The following is a 17,574-nucleotide window of genomic DNA, read 5'->3' on the forward strand; positions in this document are numbered from 1 at the left end:
CACCGCCGCGATGCCGTCCGGAGAGGCGGCTAAGCGAGCGTGCAGCGTATGAGCACAGCTTCCGTACTCATCGCCGCAGATCCGCCGACCTGGGCCCACACCGAAGGTAGGAGAGCAGCCGATACCCCCCGCTACACCCTGCTGTTGTCCACCGAGCCCGCCCTGATCGAGGCCGCGCAGCGGCTCCGCCACGATGTGTTCACCTCCGAGCCCGGTTTCGCGTTGGCCGGTGCCGAAGACGGCCGCGACGCCGATCGCTTCGACGAGCACTGCGATCACCTGCTGGTCCGCGAGGACAACTCCGGCGAACTGGTCGGCTGCTACCGGATGCTGCCGCCCGCGGGCGCGACCGCCGCCGGCGGGCTGTACACCGCAACGGAATTCGACGTGCGAGGACTCGACCCGCTGCGGCCGTCCCTGGTGGAGATGGGCCGCGCCGTGGTGCGCGAGGATCACCGCAACGGCGCCGTGGTGCTGCTGATGTGGGCTGGCATCCTCGCCTACCTGGACCGCTGCGGCTACGACTACGTCACCGGCTGCGTGTCCGTGCCCGTCGCGGGTCCCGCCGACGAGGCGCCGGGCAGTCGCATCCGCGGGGTGCGCGACTTCGTGCGGCGCCGCCACGCCGCACCCGCGGAGTACACCGTGCATCCCTACCTGCCGGTGACCGTGGGCGGACGCCGCCTCGACGACATCGACCCGCCGCGCCGGGTCGACGTCCCGCCGCTGATGCGCGGCTACCTGCGGCTCGGCGCGCAAGTCTGCGGGGAACCGGCGCACGACCCCGACTTCGGGGTCGGCGACTTCCCGGCGTTGCTCGACAAGCGCAACGCCGACACCCGCTACCTCAAGCGGCTGCGATCGGTAGGCGCCGCGACGGGGATGTCGGCATGACCACCGAACATCCCTGGGTGCCGCGGGCGACCTGCGACGCCAGTTGCGTGCTTGGCGACGCCACGGCCGGTCATTCGGTGGTGGTGGCGTGGCGTATCGCGGTGCGCGCGACGCTGGCGGTGCTGCTGCTGTCCGCATCGCCCCTGCTGGCCGTCCCGATGCCAGGCCGCTCACACCTGCAGCGCGGCTACTGCCGGTTGATGCTGCGCTGCCTCGGCATGCGAATCACGGTGTCCGGCGGACCCATTCGCAACCTGCGCGGCGTGCTGGTGGTCAGCGGACACGTGTCGTGGGTGGACATCTTCGCCATCGGTGCCGTCATGCCGGGCTCCTTCGTCGCCCGCGCCGACCTCATCGACTGGCCCGCTCTCGGCGTGCTGGCCCGCATCATGAAGGTCATTCCGATCGACCGGGCCAGCCTGCGGCGGCTGCCCAACGTGGTGAGCACCGTCGCGACCAGGCTGCGCGCGGGCCACACCGTCGTCGCGTTCCCGGAGGGCACCACCTGGTGCGGCCTGGCGTACGGCCCGTTCCGGCCCGCGATGTTTCAGGCCGCCGTCGACGCGGCCAGGCCGGTGCAGCCGCTGCGGCTGAGCTACCAGGATCGCGCCGGCAGCCCGTCGACGCTGGCCGCGTACGTCGGCGACGACACGCTGACGGCCTCGATCCGGCGGCTGGTCAGGGCCCGCCGCACGGTCGTCCACGTGCAGGTCGAGTCGTTGCAGCTGCCAGGAGCCTCCCGGCGGGACCTGGCGGCACGGTGCGAAGCTGCGGTGCGCGGCGACGCCTCGCGCCGCGGTCACGGCCACGCCCTGGTGGCCTGACCTCCGATTCGGGCAGGCCGGCCGATGGCCGTAGCATGGTCTGGTTATGACCTCGCCTAGGACGGTCTACCTGGATCACGCCGCCACCACCCCGATGCACCCGTCTGCCATCGAGGCGATGACGGCGGTGTTGGCGACGGTCGGCAACGCGTCGTCACTGCACGGCACGGGCCGGGTGGCGCGCAGGCGCATGGAGGAGGCCCGCGAGTCGCTGGCTCACCTGCTGGGCGCCCGGCCGTCGGAGGTGATCTTCACCGCGGGCGGCACCGAGAGCGACAACCTGGCCGTCAAGGGCATCTACTGGGCCCGCCGGGACGCCGATCAGCGGCGCAGACGCATCGTCACCACGCCTGTCGAGCACCACGCCGTGCTCGACGCGGTGCAGTGGCTCGCCGAGCACGAAGGCGCCGAGGTGACGTGGCTACCCGTCGGTGACGACGGCGCCGTCACGCCTGCCGCCCTGCGGGATGTGTTGCAGGCCAACGACGATGTCGCTCTGGTGTCGATCATGTGGGCCAACAACGAGGTCGGCACCATCATGCCGATTGCCGAACTAGCAAGTGTCGCAGCGGAATTCGACGTCCCGATGCACAGCGACGCCGTGCAGGCGGTCGGGCAGATCCCGGTGGACTTCGCGGCCAGCGGGCTGTCGGCGATGAGCATCGCGGCACACAAGTTCGGCGGTCCGATGGGTGTCGGCGCGCTGCTGCTGCGCCGCGACACCGGCTGCGTGCCGCTGCTGCACGGCGGCGGTCAGGAGCGCGACGTCCGCTCCGGCACACCGGATGTGGCAGGCGCGGTCGCGATGGCTGCCGCCGCGAAGGTGGCGATCGAGGGACTGACGGCGAACAGCGCACGGGTGCAGGCCTTGCGGGACAGGCTGATCGACGGTGTGTACTCCGAAATCGACGACGTGTACCTCAACGGCGCCACCGGTGACGGGCGGTTGCCGGGCAACACACACTTCACGTTCCGCGGCTGCGAGGGCGATTCGCTGCTGATGCTGCTCGACGCCAAGGGCGTCGAATGTTCGACGGGTTCGGCGTGCACGGCAGGCGTCGCGCAGCCGTCGCACGTCCTGCTGGCCATGGGCGCCGACCCGGCCAGCGCGCGGGGCTCGCTGCGTTTCTCGTTGGGACACACCAGCACCGAAGCCGACGTCGACGCCGTGCTGGCGGTACTGCCCGCGGCCGTCGACCGTGCGCGCCAGGCGGCGCTGGCCAGCGCGGGGGCGGCGGAACAATGAGGGTGCTCGTCGCGATGAGCGGCGGGGTCGACTCGTCGGTGGCCGCGGCGCGCATGGTCGACGCCGGGCACGACGTGGTGGGCGTGCATCTGGCGTTGTCGGCAGCGCCCGGCACGCTGCGCACCGGATCGCGTGGCTGCTGCTCGAAGGAGGATGCGGGCGACGCCCGCCGCGTCGCCGACGTGCTCGACATCCCGTTCTACGTATGGGATTTCGCGGACCGCTTCAAGGAAGACGTGATCGACGACTTCGTCTCGTCGTATGCGCGGGGCGAGACGCCGAACCCCTGCGTGCGCTGCAATGAGCGAATCAAGTTCTCCGCGTTGTCCGCTCGCGCGCTGGCGCTCGGCTTCGACGCCGTGGCCACCGGTCACTACGCCAGGCTCGCCGACGGTCGGCTGCGCCGCGCCGTCGACGCGGACAAGGATCAGTCGTATGTGCTGGGCGTGTTGACGGCCGAGCAGTTGCGGCATGCGGTGTTTCCGGTCGGCGACACCCCCAAGCCGCAGATCCGCGAGGAGGCCGCGCGCCGCGGCCTCGCCGTCGCCGAGAAACCCGACAGCCACGACATCTGCTTCATCCCGTCGGGGGACACCCGCGCGTTTCTCGGCGCGCGGATCGGTGTGCGTCCGGGAGCCGTCGTCGACGCGCGCGGCACGGTGCTCGCCGAACACGACGGCGTCCACGGGTTCACCATCGGCCAGCGCAAGGGCCTCGGCATCGCGGGCCCCGGCCCGGATGGGCAGCCGCGCTACGTGACAGGTATCGACGCGGAGACCGGCACCGTTCAGGTGGGCGACAGGTCCGCGCTGGACGTCTGGACGCTGACCGGCGACAAGCCGGTGTTCACCGCGGGTGGTGCGCCGGACGGACCGGTGGAATGCGACGTGCAGGTGCGCGCACACGGCGGTATCGCCGACGGTGTCGCCGAACTTCGCGACGGCCAATTGGTGGTCGACCTGCGCACCCCGCTCAGCGGGGTGGCGCCGGGCCAGACGATGGTGCTCTACCACCCCGATCCCGACGGCGACGAGGTCATCGCCAGCGCGACCATCACCCGCTGACCCTGGTGCCGAACGTTCCGTACCGCTCGAAAAATCGCAAGATTTTCGAGCGGTACGGAACGTTCGCGCGAAATCAGCCGGGCACGTTCGCCAGCAGGTTCGTCATCACGATGTCGGGGACGGAGTCCGGGAACGCGCACGACGTCACTTCCACCAGGACGACACTCTTCACGCGATAGTCGCGCCCGCAGCCGTTGCCCGTCCGCATCTGCAGCGAATCCGGCGTCGAACTCCAGTCGCCGACGAACATCGGGCCCAACGGCGTCGCACTGCAGCCGTCGACGAGGGCGACAAGCCCGTCGAACGCGCGCCGCGCAGTCGCCGCGTCGCGATACGCCGCGGCGCCTTCGGAGATCAGCCCACCCTCTGGCGGATACTGAAACGTCGTCTTGTGGAACTCCTCGACCTCGTGGCCGAACGTCTGCGTCTCCTCGAACACCCATTTGCATTGCGCGGGAGTGGTTTCCGCGAGCTGATCGATGTCGACGGGCAGCTTGCCGTCCATGCTCGGGACGATGGTCAGCTCGTCGCCCGCTCCGGTGATCGCGCGCATCCGTGACTGGTCGAGCATCACCGTCTCGACGTCGACCGGTGACAGCGACTCGTCGTCGATGCCGCCAATGGCCTTCACCGCGGTACCGCCGACGGTCTGGGAGCAACCCGACACGAGCAGAGCCGCCGCGCACCCGACCGCCAACGCTCTCATGCCGTGGTCCCCTTCCCGGTCGAGACTAACCGGATCGCATATCGTCAGCCGAGTGAGTGTTTTCGCCGCAGCGACCGGGATCGGGTCGTGGCCGGGCTCGTCACCGCGCGAAGCCGCCGAGATCGTGGTCGGCGAATTGCACACGCTGCCCCACCTGGTCGAGTTGCCCGCGCGCGGCGTCGGAGCCGACATGATCGGGCGTGCCGGCGCACTGCTGGTCGACATCGGCATCGACACCGTGCCCCGCGGCTATCGCGTCGCGGGCGGTCGCAGTTCCGTTGTGCGCCGCGCGGTCAGCCTGCTCGACGAGGACATCGACGCGTTCGAGGAGGCGTGGGAGAAGGCGGGCCTGCGCGGCGGGACCCGCACGGTGAAGGTGCAGGCGCCCGGGCCGATCACGCTGGCCGCGCAGCTCGAGCTGGCGGGCGGCCACCGCGCGATCACCGATGCAGGTGCGCTGCGCGACCTGGCCGGCTCGCTGGCGGAGGGCGTGGCCACGCACCGCGCCCAGCTGGAGAAGCGCCTGGAGACCCCGGTGGTGGTGCAGTTCGACGAACCGTTGCTGCCCGCGGCCCTGGCGGGCAGGCTCGCCGGGGTCACCAGTTTGACGCCGGTGCACCCAGTCGACGAGCCGGTGGCCATTGGCCTGCTCGACGACTGCGTCTCCGTGGTGGGCGGCGAGGTGGTGCTGCACAGCTGCGCGCCCGCATTGCCGTGGAAAGCGGTGCAACGCAGCGGTATTCACGCGATCTCCGTCGACGCGTCGACGCTGACCGCTGCCGATCTGGACGGGGTGGGCGACTTCGTCGACTCCGGGCGCACCGTCATGCTGGGCGTCGTCACGGCGACGGCACCCGCGACGCGACCGTCGGCGGAGGAGATCGCCAAGGCCGCGGCGGCGGTGACCGACCGCCTCGGGTTCGCGCGCTCGGTACTTCGTGACCGCATCGGCATCACGCCGGCGTGCGGGCTCGCGGGCGCCACGCCGCAGTGGGCTCGGATCGCCGTCGAACTGGCGCAGAAGGCCGCCGACGGCTTCGCCGAGGATCCCGACGCGATCTGATGCAACCAAAAGGTTGCGCATACGGGTCCGCGCCGCTAACGTGAAACGCAACCAGGAGGTTGCACATGAGTATGGATCGGATCGAAAAGGAAGTACTCCTGCGGGCCCCGCTCGAGCGGGTGTGGCGGGCCATCAGCGACGCCGACCAGTTCGGCCAGTGGTTCGGCGTCCGCTTCGACGGCCCGTTCGTCGAGGGCAGGTCGGTGACCGGGGTGATCACCCCGACGACCGTCGACGAGGACGTCGCCAGGATGCAGGAACCGCACGCGGGCACGGCGGACACGTGGCAGATCGTCGCGATCGAACCGCACCGGCGGTTGGCGTTCCGCTGGCATCCCTACCCGAGTGGCGACCAGGGGCCGACCTCGTTGGTGGAGTTCACGCTCACCGATACCGACGACGGCGTGCTGTTGCGCATCGTGGAATCCGGCTTCGACCAGATTCCCGCCGAGCGTCGGGCGGCCGCGTTCGAGGGCAACAGCGAAGGCTGGGCCAAGCAGACCGAACTGGTGAGCAAGTATCTGGCGCTCAGCGAGAAGGTGTGAGTACGTCGGCCGCAGCGATCGACAAGGCGCCGGTGTTCGACGCCCTTGGCGATCCCAACCGGCTACGCATCGTCGTCAAGCTGTGCGAGGGCGGACCCTGCTCGACGTCGCAAGTCACCGAAGTGATTCCGGTGAGCAGACAAGCGGCCACCAAGCATCTGCTGTTGCTCGCGGCGGTGGGGCTGGTCAGCAGCGAACGCAATGGCAGAGAACGCATCTGGCGGATCGAGACCGAACCGCTCGCCGAGGCCAGCGAGTACCTGACCGCGCTGTCGAAGCGCTGGGACGACGCGATCGAGCGGTTGCGCGCTTACGTCGAAAGCGAATAGTGGCGCTAACGTAAATTTGCGTTGTTTCGTCGAACGGATGGTTAGACCGGACACCGGCATGCAAGAATGCAAATCGCACGTCTGTCCAAGTCTTTGCCACTCGCGGGAGAGGAACTGTGGCCCAAGCCAACCTCCGCATTGCGGCAGGTGCCGGCCTTGTGGCCGCGTGTCTCATGGTCACCGCCCCGTGCGCGGCCATCGCCGTCGGTGACCCGGGTTCTCGGCACGGCAGCCACCGGGACAACGACAGCAGCAGCAGCAAGCGCGGCGCGGAGAGCGTCAACCCCCGCGGCAGCGGTTCTGACTACAGCGACGACAACATCAACAACGGGGCCAATTCCAGCAATGGCAGTCGCCCCTCGAGCAGGGTCGGATCGGGTCGCGAAACCGGCACGTCGCAGGAGCGACAAAGCAAGGACTTCAGTCCCAGCGCGAGCGGGCAGACCCCCAGCGCCGGACCGCAGACCAAGGCTCCGAAGGTGACGTTCGGCGACGGGCGCAGTCCCGGAATCCAGACCCGTGATCCCGGGCCGCGATGGGGTTGGCGCGCGCCCAAGCCCGCGCCGCCGCCACCGCCCCCGCCGCAGGTCATTACGATTCCGCTGAACCCGCCGACGGCACCTCCCGCGCCGCCGCACCCAGGCGTCGTCGAACAGTTGGTGGTGTCGCCGACCGCGGGAATCGCCGATCCGCTTTGGGGCCTGGCGGGGCTGCTGCTGATTCCCGCCGCGGGGGCCATCCTCGGTTACCGGCAGGCGCGCGGCGCGCACGCGGCAGCGGAACTAAGTCGCCACACGTAGATCCTTGCGCAGGATCTTGCCCGACGCGGACTTCGGGATCGCGTCGATGAACTCGACCTGACGCACCTTCTTATAGGGAGCGACCTGGCCTGCGACGAACTCCATCACCTCGTCGGCCGTCAGTTCGGCGCCGGATTGCTTGACCACGAACGCTTTCGGCACTTCCTCGCCTTCGTCGTCGTTGACCCCGACGACCGCCGCGTCGGCGATCGCGGGGTGTGACAGCAACAGGGCCTCGAGTTCGGCGGGCGGCACCTGGTAGCCCTTGTACTTGATCAGCTCCTTGAGCCGGTCGACGATGTACACGCAACCGCAGGCGTCGACCTGAGCCAAATCGCCTGTGTGCAACCAGCCTTCGTCGTCGATGGTCTCCCGGGTGGCCTCCTCGTTGCCGAGATACCCCGCCATCACGTTGGGGCCCTTGAACCACAGCTCCCCGGTCCGGCTGAGACCCTCTGCGGGAGGATCGATTTCGTCGCCGGTTTCCGGGTCGATGAGTTTGGATGCGGCGTTGGACACCGTCCAGCCGACCGAGCTCAGCGGCGCGACGGTACCCATGTTCGCCGCGCCGCCGTCGAACGGCGTGATGTGGCTGACCGGGCTCAATTCGCTCATGCCGTAGCCCTGCACCACCCGGCAGCCAAGCCGCTCGGCGACCGCGTGGCCCAAGTCGGCGTCCAGCGGCGCGGCACCGGACATCACCACCTTGAGCGACGACAGGTCGTACTCGTCGACCAGCGGATGCTTGGCCAGCGCGACGGCGACCGGCGGTGCGATGAACGCGATCGTGCACTTGTGATTCGCGATGTTGCCGAGGAATTCGCCGAGGTCGAAGCTCGGCATCACCACCAGCCGGGCGCGCGTGTGCAGCGCCGCGTTGAGCAGCACCGTCATCCCGTAGATGTGGAAGAAGGGCAGCACCGCCAACACCACGTCGTCGGCGACCATCCCGTGCAGCGGCCGGATCTGCGCGACGTTGGCCACCAGGTTGCGGTGCGTGAGCATCACACCCTTGGGGTTGCCGGTGGTTCCCGAGCTGTAGGGCAGCGCCGCCAGATGCGACGACGGCGCGAAACTCACCTCGGGGGCAGGCGCCCCGCCGGCCATCAGTTCGGCGGCGTTGGGATGGCCGGTGGTCTCCTGCCCCTCGCCGTCGAGCACCACCAGATCGGTGTCGGCCAACCCGACCGCCGCGGCGGCTTCCTTCGCCTGCGTCAACAGCGGGGTGACCGTCACCAGCATCCTGGCCTTCGAGTCGGTCAACTGCTTGGCGATGTCTTTGGCGGTGAACAGCGCGTTGATGGTGCTGGCCGTCGCGCCCGCCCGCAGGATGCCGTGGAACGCCACCGCAAAACCTGAACTGTTCGGCGACAGCAGGCCGACCACATCGCCCACCCCGATGCCGCGGCTTGCCAGCGCACCGGCGAACGCGTCGATGCGCCCGATCATTTCGCGGTAGGTGGTCTCCCGGCCCGACTTGGCGTCGACCAACGCGACGCGGTCGAGATCGGCGTCGTCGATGTCGCCGAACAGGAACTCGTAGACGCTGGTGGACGGGATGTCGACCTCGGGGAAGGGGCTGGCGAAAATCATTGGCCTCCGATCAGACTTTCGTCGAGTTGTTTGATGAGCTTCTTCGGCGCGATCAACCGGAACGACGCGTCGATGAGTTCGGCGACTTCGTCCCAGTCGATCTTCTTGCGCGCCATGAAATCCAGGCCGAGCCAGCCGAACGGACCCATGTAAGCCGGGAAGAAGAACCGAGTGTCGGCTTCGAGCGCCCTGCGGTCGCTCTCGTCGACCTTGACCAGGATCGAGTGCGGGTACTGCCGGTATTCGCCCTTGATCTCTGTCTTGGCGCTGCCGCCGTACATGACGAACATCTTCGGCGCGCAGAACACCGGCCTGCCCCACGAGATCTTCTCGTAGGCGCCCGGGAAAGCCAGGCAGATCTTGCGCACTTCCGCCAGCCCCAGGTCGTCCTCGCGGAACATGATCGGGTGCGGCATGCCGCCAGCGTAACGGCCTTGTCTGGGCACTCGGATAGCCTCACCAGAGTGAGCCCAAAGGCAACCCCGGATCCCGCGCCGGACTCGGGCGCAATCGACGTCGCGCCGGACCCGGGCGCAATCGACGTCGCGCCGGACTCGGGCGCAATCGACGCCGAGACGGTACTGGCCGAGCAAGCCGACGAAGCTCCGGACGCCGATGTGCGCCGCCGCTGGCAAGAACTCGCCGACGAGGTGCGTGAGCACCAATTCCGCTACTACGTCCGCGACGCGCCGATCATCTCCGACGCTGAGTTCGACAAGCTGCTGCGCGAACTACAGGCGCTCGAGGACGAGCACCCCGAACTGCGCACCCCTGACTCGCCGACGCAACTGGTCGGCGGTGCGGGGTTCGCCACCGACTTCACCCCCGCCGAGCACCTCGAGCGGATGCTGTCGCTGGACAACGTCTTCGCGCCGGACGAGTTGGCGGCATGGGCCGCGCGCACCAAGAGTGAGATCGGTGAGGCGGCGCACTACCTGTGCGAGCTGAAGATCGACGGCGTGGCGCTGGCGTTGGTCTACCGCGACGGCCGGCTGGAGCGCGCCGCCACCCGCGGCGACGGCCGCACCGGCGAGGACGTCACGCTCAACGCCCGCACCATCGAGGACGTGCCGGAAAAACTCAAGGCCTCCAAGGAATTTCCGCTACCCGCGGTGCTGGAGGTCCGCGGCGAGGTGTTCTTCCGGGTCGCCGACTTCGAAGACCTCAACGCCGGCCTGGTCGCCGAGGGCAAACCACCCTTCGCCAATCCGCGTAACAGCGCGGCGGGTTCGCTGCGGCAGAAGAACCCCGCGGTCACCGCGCGCCGCAAGCTGCGGATGATCTGCCACGGCCTCGGGCATGCCGAGGGCTTCAAACCCAAGACGCTGCACGACGCCTACCGAGCCCTGGCGGCGTGGGGACTGCCGGTTTCTGAGCACACCGCGCGTGTGCAGGGCATCGACGCGGTCACCGAACACATCGCGTACTGGGGTGAGCACCGGCACGACGTCGAACACGAAATCGACGGTGTGGTGGTCAAAGTCGACGAGATCGCGCTGCAGCGCAGGCTCGGTTCGACGTCGCGGGCGCCCCGCTGGGCCGTGGCCTACAAATACCCGCCGGAGGAAGCCACCACCAAGCTGCTCGACATCAAGGTCAACGTCGGGCGCACCGGGCGCGTCACGCCGTTCGCGTTCATGGAACCGGTCAAGGTCGCCGGATCCACGGTCAGCCAGGCCACCCTGCACAACGCGTCCGAGGTCAAACGCAAGGGCGTGCTGATCGGCGACACGGTGGTGATCCGCAAGGCGGGCGACGTGATCCCCGAGGTGCTCGGGCCCGTCGTCGACCTGCGGGACGGTTCTGAACGCGAATTCGTCATGCCCACAACATGTCCCGAGTGTGGCACCACGCTGGCACCGGCCAAGGAGGGCGACGCCGACATTCGCTGCCCGAACACCAGATCCTGCCCGGCGCAGTTGCGGGAGCGGGTCTTTCACGTCGCGGGCCGCGGTGCGTTCGACATCGAGGGTCTTGGCTACGAGGCGGCGACGGCGCTGCTACAGGCGGGCGTCATCACCGACGAGGGCGACCTGTTCACGCTGGGCAGTGAGGATCTACTGCGCACCGACCTGTTCAAAACCAAGAGTGGCGAACTGTCCGCCAACGGGAAGCGGTTGCTCGTCAATCTGCACGAGGCGAAAGCCCAGCCGTTGTGGCGGGTGCTGGTCGCGCTGTCGATCCGGCACGTCGGGCCCACCGCGGCGCGCGCGTTGGCCACCGAGTACGGCAGCCTCGACGCGATCATGGCGGCGTCGGAGGAGGAACTGTCCGTCGTCGAAGGTGTCGGACCGACTATCGCCGCAGCCGTCGTCGAGTGGTTCAGCGTCGACTGGCACCGCGCGATCGTCGACAAGTGGCGCGCGGCGGGCGTGCGGATGGAAGACGAGCGCGACGAAAGCATCGAACGCACGCTGGAGGGCATGTCGATCGTCGTCACCGGTTCACTGAGCGGGTTTTCCCGCGACGACGCCAAGGAGGCCATTGTCGCGCGCGGCGGGAAGGCGGCCAGTTCGGTGTCGAAGAAGACCGCCTATGTGGTGGCCGGTGATTCGCCCGGCTCGAAGTACGACAAGGCCGTCGAACTCGGGGTGCCGATCCTCGACGAGGACGGCTTCCGCCGGCTGCTGGACGCCGGCCCCGACGGCGTTTAGGCGACAGCCCTGCCGATGGCGTCGCGCGCCCGGTCGAGCAGCGATACGAACGGGCCCAACGCGAAGTTGGCCACGCCTAGTTCCACCCCTGGATGCGGATGGGTGGGGGCGATGCGCTCGGCTGCCTGCACCGCGACGGTCAGCTTCTGCAGCTCGGCCTCGTCGAGCTGCTCCTCGAGCAGTGGAAACTCTTCTGTCTCTTCGTTTTCCGCATGTGCGAGCACCGCTGCCTGCAGATGGATCAGCGCCTTGGTGAACTCGGCGGTGCCGATATCCATCTTCTCCAGTTGTGCGAGAGCCTCTTTCGCGTCGTGCTCTTCGGCGAGCCGCGCGTCGACCACCGCGTCGCCGTTCTCGATCTTGCGGCGCACACGCGGGTGAACCATCATCTCCTCGGCCGTCTCATGCACCGCGAGCAGCGTCCTCAGTCGGGTGAACGCGCGCTCGCGCTCGGCGGTGTCCGCTGCGTCGAGCGTCTCGACGAACAACTCCTTGATCGTCTCGTGTTGCGCCTTCAGATACTCGACCACGTCCTGGGCCGACGAAATCGACTGTGTCACGCGAAGAACCTCCGCTTCCAAGGTTTTTGGCTGTCCGGCGCAAGGGCTGCGCGCCGACGCAACCGATACCCGGCGCGGCGTCGCGCCAAACCGCGGCGTTTGCCGTCTGACGCATCGGGAACACAGCGGGCGAGGAAAGGGGAGCGCGATGGGAACCTGCGATACCTGCGGCAACCACTACGACAAGTCGTTCACTGTGACTTTCCATGACGGCCGCACCGCCACGTTCGACAGCGTCGAATGTGCCGCGGTGCAGTTGGCGCCCGAGTGCCAGCATTGCGGCTGCCGGATCCTGGGACACGGGATCGAGACACCCGACGGCGTGTTCTGCTGCGCGCATTGCGCGCGCAAGGACACCAACGCCGACGTCAACGACCGCTATCCGGTGCCCGCGGGCGGATAGTCAGCGCAGGATGGTCGCGATGATGCCGGCCAGATAGCCGAGCCGGGCCACCTCCGACGGCCGGAAGTGCGGGCCGCCCGGTCTGCCCAGCACCACCGCGACGCGCGGGTCACCCAGCGGCGCGGCCGCCAGGGTGGTGTTCATATCGCGCCACAGTTGCGGCACCCACTCGTCGTCGAGCGCCTTCGCGTGATCGAGCGGCAACCAGGGTGTCTCGGCTGCCTGCGTCTCGGGGGCGCCTGGGCTGCCGACCACCCGCTCCGGCCCCGATTCGGTGAGTTCGATCACCGTGCACCAGCCGACCCGAAGCACCCGAGGTGCCTCGTCGACGAGGACCTGCAGCCGCTTCTGCCTGCCGTCGGCGGCAGCGACGTGATCGATGAGCTCGAGCTCGCGATGCGCCTCGAGCAGGCCGGTGTGCGGACGGATCGCGTCGACGTAGACACCCTTGAGGTTCTCCGCCGCGGTGATCAGCATGTCCGGCATCGAACCTGCAGGTAGCTCGACCACGAGGTCGTCGATCGCGTATCCCGCGGAGCGCTCCACGACGTCGAGGGACAGGATGTCGGCCCCAACCGAGCCGAGCGCCACGGCCAGCGAGCCGAGGCTGCCCGGTCGATCCTCCAGCTGGACCCGCAGCAGATACGAAGGCACGCGGACACTGTTCCACAGCGCCGTCGGGTCAGCATTTTGGGTGATGACTAGGCTTGGCAGCCGTGTCCCAGATCTCGAGAGATGAGGTAGCCCACCTGGCGCGCCTCGCGCGCCTGGCGCTGACCGACGACGAACTCGACAGTTACGCCGGTCAGCTGGACGCCATCCTCGGCCACGTCAGCCAGATCCAGGCCGTCGACGTCACCGGAGTCGAACCCACCGGCAACCCGCTCAAGGACGTCAACGTGTTCCGACCCGACTTGGTCGAGCCGTGCCTGACTCAGGAGCAGGCGCTGGCCGAGGCGCCGAAGGCGGCCGAGGGCCGGTTCGCGGTGCCGCGGATTCTGGGGGAGGCGGAATGACCGGCATGAGTTCCGACATCGTCCGGCTCGACGCCGCCACGTTAGGCGCGAAGATCGCCGCCAAGGAGTTGTCGTCGGTCGAGGTGACCCGCGCCTGCCTGGACCAGATCGCCGAGACCGACGAGAAGTACCACGCGTTTCTGCACGTCGCGGCCGACGAGGCGTTGGGCAGGGCGGCGCGCATCGATTCGGCCGTCGCCGCGGGTGAGACGCTGCCGTCCGCGCTCGCCGGGGTGCCGCTGGCGCTCAAGGATGTCTTCACCACCACCAACATGCCGACCACCTGCGGGTCGAAGATCCTCGAGGGCTGGACGTCGCCGTACGACGCCACCGTCACCGTGCGGTTGCGCGCGGCGGGCATCCCGATCCTCGGCAAGACGAACATGGACGAATTCGCGATGGGGTCGTCCACCGAGAACTCGGCGTACGGGCCGACCCGCAATCCGTGGAACGTCGACCGGGTGCCGGGCGGATCGGGCGGTGGCAGCGCGGCGGCGCTGGCCGCATTCCAGGCGCCGCTGGCGATCGGATCGGACACCGGCGGGTCGATCCGCCAGCCCGCGGCGTTGACCGCGACGGTCGGCGTGAAGCCGACCTACGGCACCGTGTCGCGGTACGGGCTGATCGCCTGCGCGTCCTCACTGGACCAGGGCGGCCCGTGCGCGCGCACCGTGCTCGACACCGCGCTGCTGCACCAGGTCATCGCGGGCCACGACGCGAAGGACTCCACTTCGGTGGAGGCCGAGGTGCCCGATGTGGTTGCCGCGGCGCGGGCGGGGGCGTCCGGTGACCTCAAGGGCGTGCGGATCGGCATCGTCAAGCAACTCCGCGGCGAGGGGTACCAGGCCGGGGTGCTCGCATCGTTCAACGCCGCGGTCGAGGTGTTGACGAAGCTGGGCGCGGAGGTCAGCGAGGTCGACTGCCCGCACTTCGACTATTCGTTGCCGGCCTACTACCTGATCCTGCCGTCGGAGGTGTCGTCGAACCTGGCGCGGTTCGACGCGATGCGGTACGGGCTGCGCCTCGGCGACGACGGCACACACAGCGCCGAAGAGGTGATGGCGATGACGCGGGCCGCGGGGTTCGGGCCAGAAGTCAAGCGCCGCATCATGATTGGCACGTATGCGTTGTCCGCGGGTTACTACGACGCGTACTACAACCAGGCGCAGAAGGTACGCACGCTGATAGCGCGGGACCTCGACGAGGCGTACAAGAAGGTCGACGTGTTGATCTCGCCTGCGACCCCGACCACCGCGTTCCCGTTGGGGGAGAAGGTCGACGATCCGCTGGCGATGTATCTGTTCGACCTGTGCACGTTGCCGCTGAACCTGGCCGGACACTGCGGCATGTCGGTGCCCTCGGGGCTGTCGCCGGACGACAACCTGCCGGTGGGCCTGCAGATCATGGCGCCGGCGCTGGCCGACGATCGGCTGTATCGCGTCGGTGCGGCGTATGAAGTTGCCCGGGGTCCGCTGCCAACCGCGATCTGACGGGGGAGGATGGACTCATGCGAATCGGAGTTCTCACCGGTGGGGGTGACTGTCCAGGACTGAACGCGGTGATCCGGGCGGTGGTTCGCACCTGCGATGTGCGCTACGGCTCGTCGGTCGTCGGTTTCCAGGACGGCTGGCGTGGTCTGCTGGAAAACCGGCGGATCCAGCTTGCGAACGACGACCGTAACGACCGGCTGCTCGCCAAGGGCGGCACCATGCTCGGCACCGCGCGGGTGCATCCCGAGAAACTGCGCGCCGGGCTCGACCAGATCAAGCAGACCCTCGACGACAACGGCATCGACGTGCTGATCCCGATCGGCGGCGAAGGCACTCTCACCGCTGCGCACTGGTTGTCCGAGGAGAACGTGCCCGTCGTCGGGGTGCCGAAGACCATCGACAACGACATCGACTGCACCGACGTCACGTTCGGCCACGACACCGCGCTCGGCGTCGCCAGCGAGGCCATCGACCGGCTGCACAGCACGGCCGAGTCCCATCAGCGGGTGATGCTGGTGGAGGTGATGGGCCGCCACGCCGGGTGGATCGCGCTGAACGCGGGTCTGGCGTCCGGCGCGCACATGACGTTGATTCCCGAGCAGCCCTACGACGTCGAAGAGGTCTGCCGACTGATCAAGGCGCGCTTCGTCCGTGGCGATTCGCACTTCATCTGCGTGGTCGCCGAAGGCGCCAAACCCGCCGCGGGCACCATGCAATTGCGCGAGGGCGGCATCGACGAGTTCGGCCATGAGAGGTTCACCGGCGTCGCGCAGCAACTGGCCGTCGAGGTCGAGAAGCGGATCAACAAAGAGGTGCGCGTCACCGTGCTCGGGCATGTGCAGCGTGGCGGCACGCCGACGCCCTACGACCGCGTGCTCGCCACCCGGTTCGGGGTGAATGCCGCCGACGCGGCCCACGCGGGCGAATACGGGATGATGGTGTCGCTGCGCGGCCAGGAGATCGGCCGGGTGCCGCTGGCCGACGCCACGCGCCAGTTGAAGCTGGTGCCGCAGTCCCGCTACGACGACGCCGCCGAATTCTTCGGCTGAGTCCCCCTGCGCGAACAGACGCAAAGTGTGCGTTTTTTCCGGCGTGTCGGGACACTTTGCGTCTGTTCGCGCTTGGGAATCACGCGCTCTTGAAGGCTTCGCGGCGGACCATCTGCCACATCGTCGGCGTGCGCTCCGTCGTCGAGACGACCACGGTTTTGCCCGCGGCTGACGGATCGCCTGCCAACGCGATCATGTAGTCGGCCAGGTCGCTGCGGGCGGTGCAGCCGCCGATCGGATTCACCTCGCCCGCAACATAATTCGTCGGCTCCGGCAGATCGAACAGGCCCGACGGCCGGACCACGGTCCAATCCAGACCGCTGGCCCGAACGATGTCCTCCATGCGGCGTTGATCGTCGTAGGTGCTCTTGCCGATGGTGCGGGTGATCACCGGTTCGACGATGCGCAGCGACAGGGGCGTGTCGATGCGGTTCGGGTAGTGGTACGCGCCCGTCGAACTCACGACGACCAACCGTCGCACACCCGTGGCGTGCATTGCGTCGGCGATGTTGCGCACACCCACCGAATAGGTGTCGATGGGGCGGGTGCTGAACGGCACACCGAGTGTGGAGACGACGGCGTCGGCGCCGCGCACGACGTCGGCCAGTGACGAGGGTTCGCGCACATCGGCGCGGGCGACCGTCAGATGTGGATCGGCGAACGGAAAGTCGTCGGGTCGCCGGGTGACCGCCGCGACGGAATGCCCCTTGTCGAGCGCAAGGCGCGTCAGCAACCTGCCGGTCTGTCCGTTCGCCCCGAAGACGACGATGCGCATGAGTCCTCCTAATTGATCACCTGCATTTGATTATCATAATACGTGACTATCACCTGAGGGTGCTAATGTAGGGCCATGGCCGACCGCGACGCCGGAATCGCCGCGCTTCACCAGCGCATCCCGTTCCTGCTCTCGCAGCTCGGCGTGTACCTCGCCGAGGATTTCGTCCGTCGACTGGAACCGTTCGGGGTGGCGCCGCGTGCATATGCGGTGCTCAAGGCGCTCAGCGAAGACGACGGCCGGTCCCAGCGCGAGTTGTCGACGCAGCTCGGCATCCACCGCAACGTGATGGTCACGATCGTCGACAACCTGGAACGTGACGGCCTGGTCAAGCGCATGCCGCACCCCGCCGACCGGCGCGCGTTCGCCGTGACCTTGACCGACAAGGCCCGTGACCTGCTGCCTGAACTGGATGCACAGGGCAGCGCCCAGGAGGACGAGATCACCGCAGCGCTCAGCGACGCCGAGCGCAAAGCGGTGCTGCAGTACCTGCAACGGATGTCGACGGCGGCCGGGCTCACCCCTGGCGTGCACCCGAAACTGAGCTAGGCCGCTCCCACTAC

20 protein-coding genes are annotated in these 17,574 nt (G+C 68.4%); 14 read left to right on the plus strand and 6 right to left on the minus strand.

The genetic code is table 11. The features are described 5' to 3' along the window. Window positions 1–48: 48 nt before the first annotated feature. From C1A30_RS15770 to mnmA, 4 genes are read left to right on the plus strand one after another with little or no spacing between them, the layout of a single operon-like run. Window positions 49–894, plus strand: coding sequence for a GNAT family N-acetyltransferase (locus tag C1A30_RS15770; protein WP_101949166.1), 846 nt, complete (start codon window positions 49–51; stop codon window positions 892–894). Further along, window positions 891–1,718: a 1-acyl-sn-glycerol-3-phosphate acyltransferase gene (locus tag C1A30_RS15775; RefSeq protein WP_101949167.1), complete on the plus strand. Its 828-nt coding sequence runs from the start codon at window positions 891–893 to the stop codon at window positions 1,716–1,718. Before C1A30_RS15770 ends, C1A30_RS15775 begins: the two co-directional genes overlap by 4 nt. Window positions 1,719–1,764: 46 nt before the next feature. Next, a complete protein-coding gene (locus tag C1A30_RS15780) occupies window positions 1,765–2,964 on the plus strand; it encodes a cysteine desulfurase family protein (RefSeq protein WP_101949168.1) in 1,200 nt (399 codons plus the stop codon). Next, entirely contained in the window at window positions 2,961–4,028 is a 1,068-nt protein-coding gene (gene mnmA, locus C1A30_RS15785) for a tRNA 2-thiouridine(34) synthase MnmA (protein WP_101949169.1), read from the plus strand. The genes C1A30_RS15780 and mnmA overlap by 4 nt, the downstream gene beginning before the upstream one ends. A gap of 73 nt (window positions 4,029–4,101) precedes the next feature. Here mnmA and C1A30_RS15790 read toward each other — a convergent pair whose 3' ends face one another. After that, window positions 4,102–4,734: a sensor domain-containing protein gene (locus tag C1A30_RS15790; RefSeq protein WP_101949170.1), complete on the minus strand. Its 633-nt coding sequence runs from the start codon at window positions 4,732–4,734 to the stop codon at window positions 4,102–4,104. Window positions 4,735–4,786: 52 nt separating this feature from the next. On the opposite strand from C1A30_RS15790, the gene C1A30_RS15795 reads away from it, so the two are divergent. The 4 genes from C1A30_RS15795 (at window position 4,787) to C1A30_RS15810 (ending at window position 7,471) form a co-directional block, all read left to right on the plus strand. Next, entirely contained in the window at window positions 4,787–5,797 is a 1,011-nt protein-coding gene (locus C1A30_RS15795) for a methionine synthase (protein WP_101949171.1), read from the plus strand. A 65-nt stretch (window positions 5,798–5,862) separates the two neighbouring features. Next, entirely contained in the window at window positions 5,863–6,342 is a 480-nt protein-coding gene (locus C1A30_RS15800) for an SRPBCC family protein (protein ID WP_101949172.1), read from the plus strand. Next, window positions 6,339–6,671, plus strand: coding sequence for a helix-turn-helix transcriptional regulator (locus tag C1A30_RS15805; RefSeq protein ID WP_101949173.1), 333 nt, complete (start codon window positions 6,339–6,341; stop codon window positions 6,669–6,671). Before C1A30_RS15800 ends, C1A30_RS15805 begins: the two co-directional genes overlap by 4 nt. 158 nt (window positions 6,672–6,829) lie before the next feature. Beyond that, window positions 6,830–7,471, plus strand: a complete 642-nt coding sequence (locus C1A30_RS15810; protein ID WP_160112756.1) for a hypothetical protein — start codon at window positions 6,830–6,832, stop codon at window positions 7,469–7,471. On the opposite strand, the gene C1A30_RS15815 is transcribed toward C1A30_RS15810, so the two are convergent. Together C1A30_RS15815 and C1A30_RS15820 are read right to left on the minus strand one after the other, a co-directional pair. Then, window positions 7,454–9,064, minus strand: a complete 1,611-nt coding sequence (locus tag C1A30_RS15815; RefSeq protein WP_101949175.1) for a 4-coumarate--CoA ligase family protein — start codon at window positions 9,062–9,064, stop codon at window positions 7,454–7,456. The two genes, C1A30_RS15810 and C1A30_RS15815, sit on opposite strands and share 18 nt — an antisense overlap. Then, complete coding sequence (locus tag C1A30_RS15820; protein ID WP_101949176.1) at window positions 9,061–9,480, minus strand: MmcQ/YjbR family DNA-binding protein; 420 nt, start codon at window positions 9,478–9,480, stop codon at window positions 9,061–9,063. The genes C1A30_RS15815 and C1A30_RS15820 overlap by 4 nt, the downstream gene beginning before the upstream one ends. A 165-nt stretch (window positions 9,481–9,645) precedes the next feature. On the opposite strand from C1A30_RS15820, the gene ligA reads away from it, so the two are divergent. Continuing rightward, complete coding sequence (gene ligA, locus C1A30_RS15825) at window positions 9,646–11,718, plus strand: NAD-dependent DNA ligase LigA (RefSeq protein ID WP_200828363.1); 2,073 nt, start codon at window positions 9,646–9,648, stop codon at window positions 11,716–11,718. Here the strand turns inward: ligA and C1A30_RS15830 are convergent. Continuing rightward, window positions 11,715–12,278: a hemerythrin domain-containing protein gene (locus C1A30_RS15830; protein ID WP_200828277.1), complete on the minus strand. Its 564-nt coding sequence runs from the start codon at window positions 12,276–12,278 to the stop codon at window positions 11,715–11,717. The two genes, ligA and C1A30_RS15830, sit on opposite strands and share 4 nt — an antisense overlap. Before the next feature lie 148 nt (window positions 12,279–12,426). Here C1A30_RS15830 and C1A30_RS15835 point away from each other — a divergent pair, with 148 nt between their 5' ends. After that, window positions 12,427–12,681 carry a hypothetical protein gene (locus C1A30_RS15835; protein ID WP_101949178.1) on the plus strand — a complete coding sequence of 85 codons (255 nt, stop codon included), beginning with the start codon at window positions 12,427–12,429 and terminating at the stop codon, window positions 12,679–12,681. On the opposite strand, the gene C1A30_RS15840 is transcribed toward C1A30_RS15835, so the two are convergent. Further along, window positions 12,682–13,335, minus strand: coding sequence for an amino acid-binding protein (locus C1A30_RS15840; RefSeq protein WP_101949179.1), 654 nt, complete (start codon window positions 13,333–13,335; stop codon window positions 12,682–12,684). A 62-nt stretch (window positions 13,336–13,397) separates the two neighbouring features. Between C1A30_RS15840 and gatC the strand changes: the two genes are divergently transcribed. The 3 genes from gatC to C1A30_RS15855 are packed head-to-tail and all read left to right on the plus strand — an operon-like array spanning window position 13,398 to window position 16,236. Beyond that, window positions 13,398–13,697: an Asp-tRNA(Asn)/Glu-tRNA(Gln) amidotransferase subunit GatC gene (gene gatC, locus C1A30_RS15845; protein WP_101949180.1), complete on the plus strand. Its 300-nt coding sequence runs from the start codon at window positions 13,398–13,400 to the stop codon at window positions 13,695–13,697. A 5-nt stretch (window positions 13,698–13,702) separates the two neighbouring features. Further along, window positions 13,703–15,187 (plus strand): Asp-tRNA(Asn)/Glu-tRNA(Gln) amidotransferase subunit GatA, encoded by a 1,485-nt coding sequence (gatA, locus tag C1A30_RS15850; protein ID WP_101950238.1) that lies wholly within the window; start codon window positions 13,703–13,705, stop codon window positions 15,185–15,187. Window positions 15,188–15,204: 17 nt separating this feature from the next. Continuing rightward, entirely contained in the window at window positions 15,205–16,236 is a 1,032-nt protein-coding gene (locus tag C1A30_RS15855) for an ATP-dependent 6-phosphofructokinase (RefSeq protein ID WP_067802143.1), read from the plus strand. A gap of 79 nt (window positions 16,237–16,315) precedes the next feature. Here C1A30_RS15855 and C1A30_RS15860 read toward each other — a convergent pair whose 3' ends face one another. Continuing rightward, window positions 16,316–17,011 (minus strand): NAD(P)-dependent oxidoreductase, encoded by a 696-nt coding sequence (locus tag C1A30_RS15860; protein WP_101949181.1) that lies wholly within the window; start codon window positions 17,009–17,011, stop codon window positions 16,316–16,318. A gap of 75 nt (window positions 17,012–17,086) precedes the next feature. Here C1A30_RS15860 and C1A30_RS15865 point away from each other — a divergent pair, with 75 nt between their 5' ends. Then, on the plus strand, window positions 17,087–17,560 hold the full coding sequence (locus C1A30_RS15865) for a MarR family winged helix-turn-helix transcriptional regulator (protein WP_101949182.1): 474 nt from the start codon (window positions 17,087–17,089) through the stop codon (window positions 17,558–17,560). Window positions 17,561–17,574 lie beyond the last annotated feature (14 nt).

The organism is Mycobacterium sp. 3519A, from assembly GCF_900240945.1.
Lineage (GTDB): Bacteria > Actinomycetota > Actinomycetes > Mycobacteriales > Mycobacteriaceae > Mycobacterium.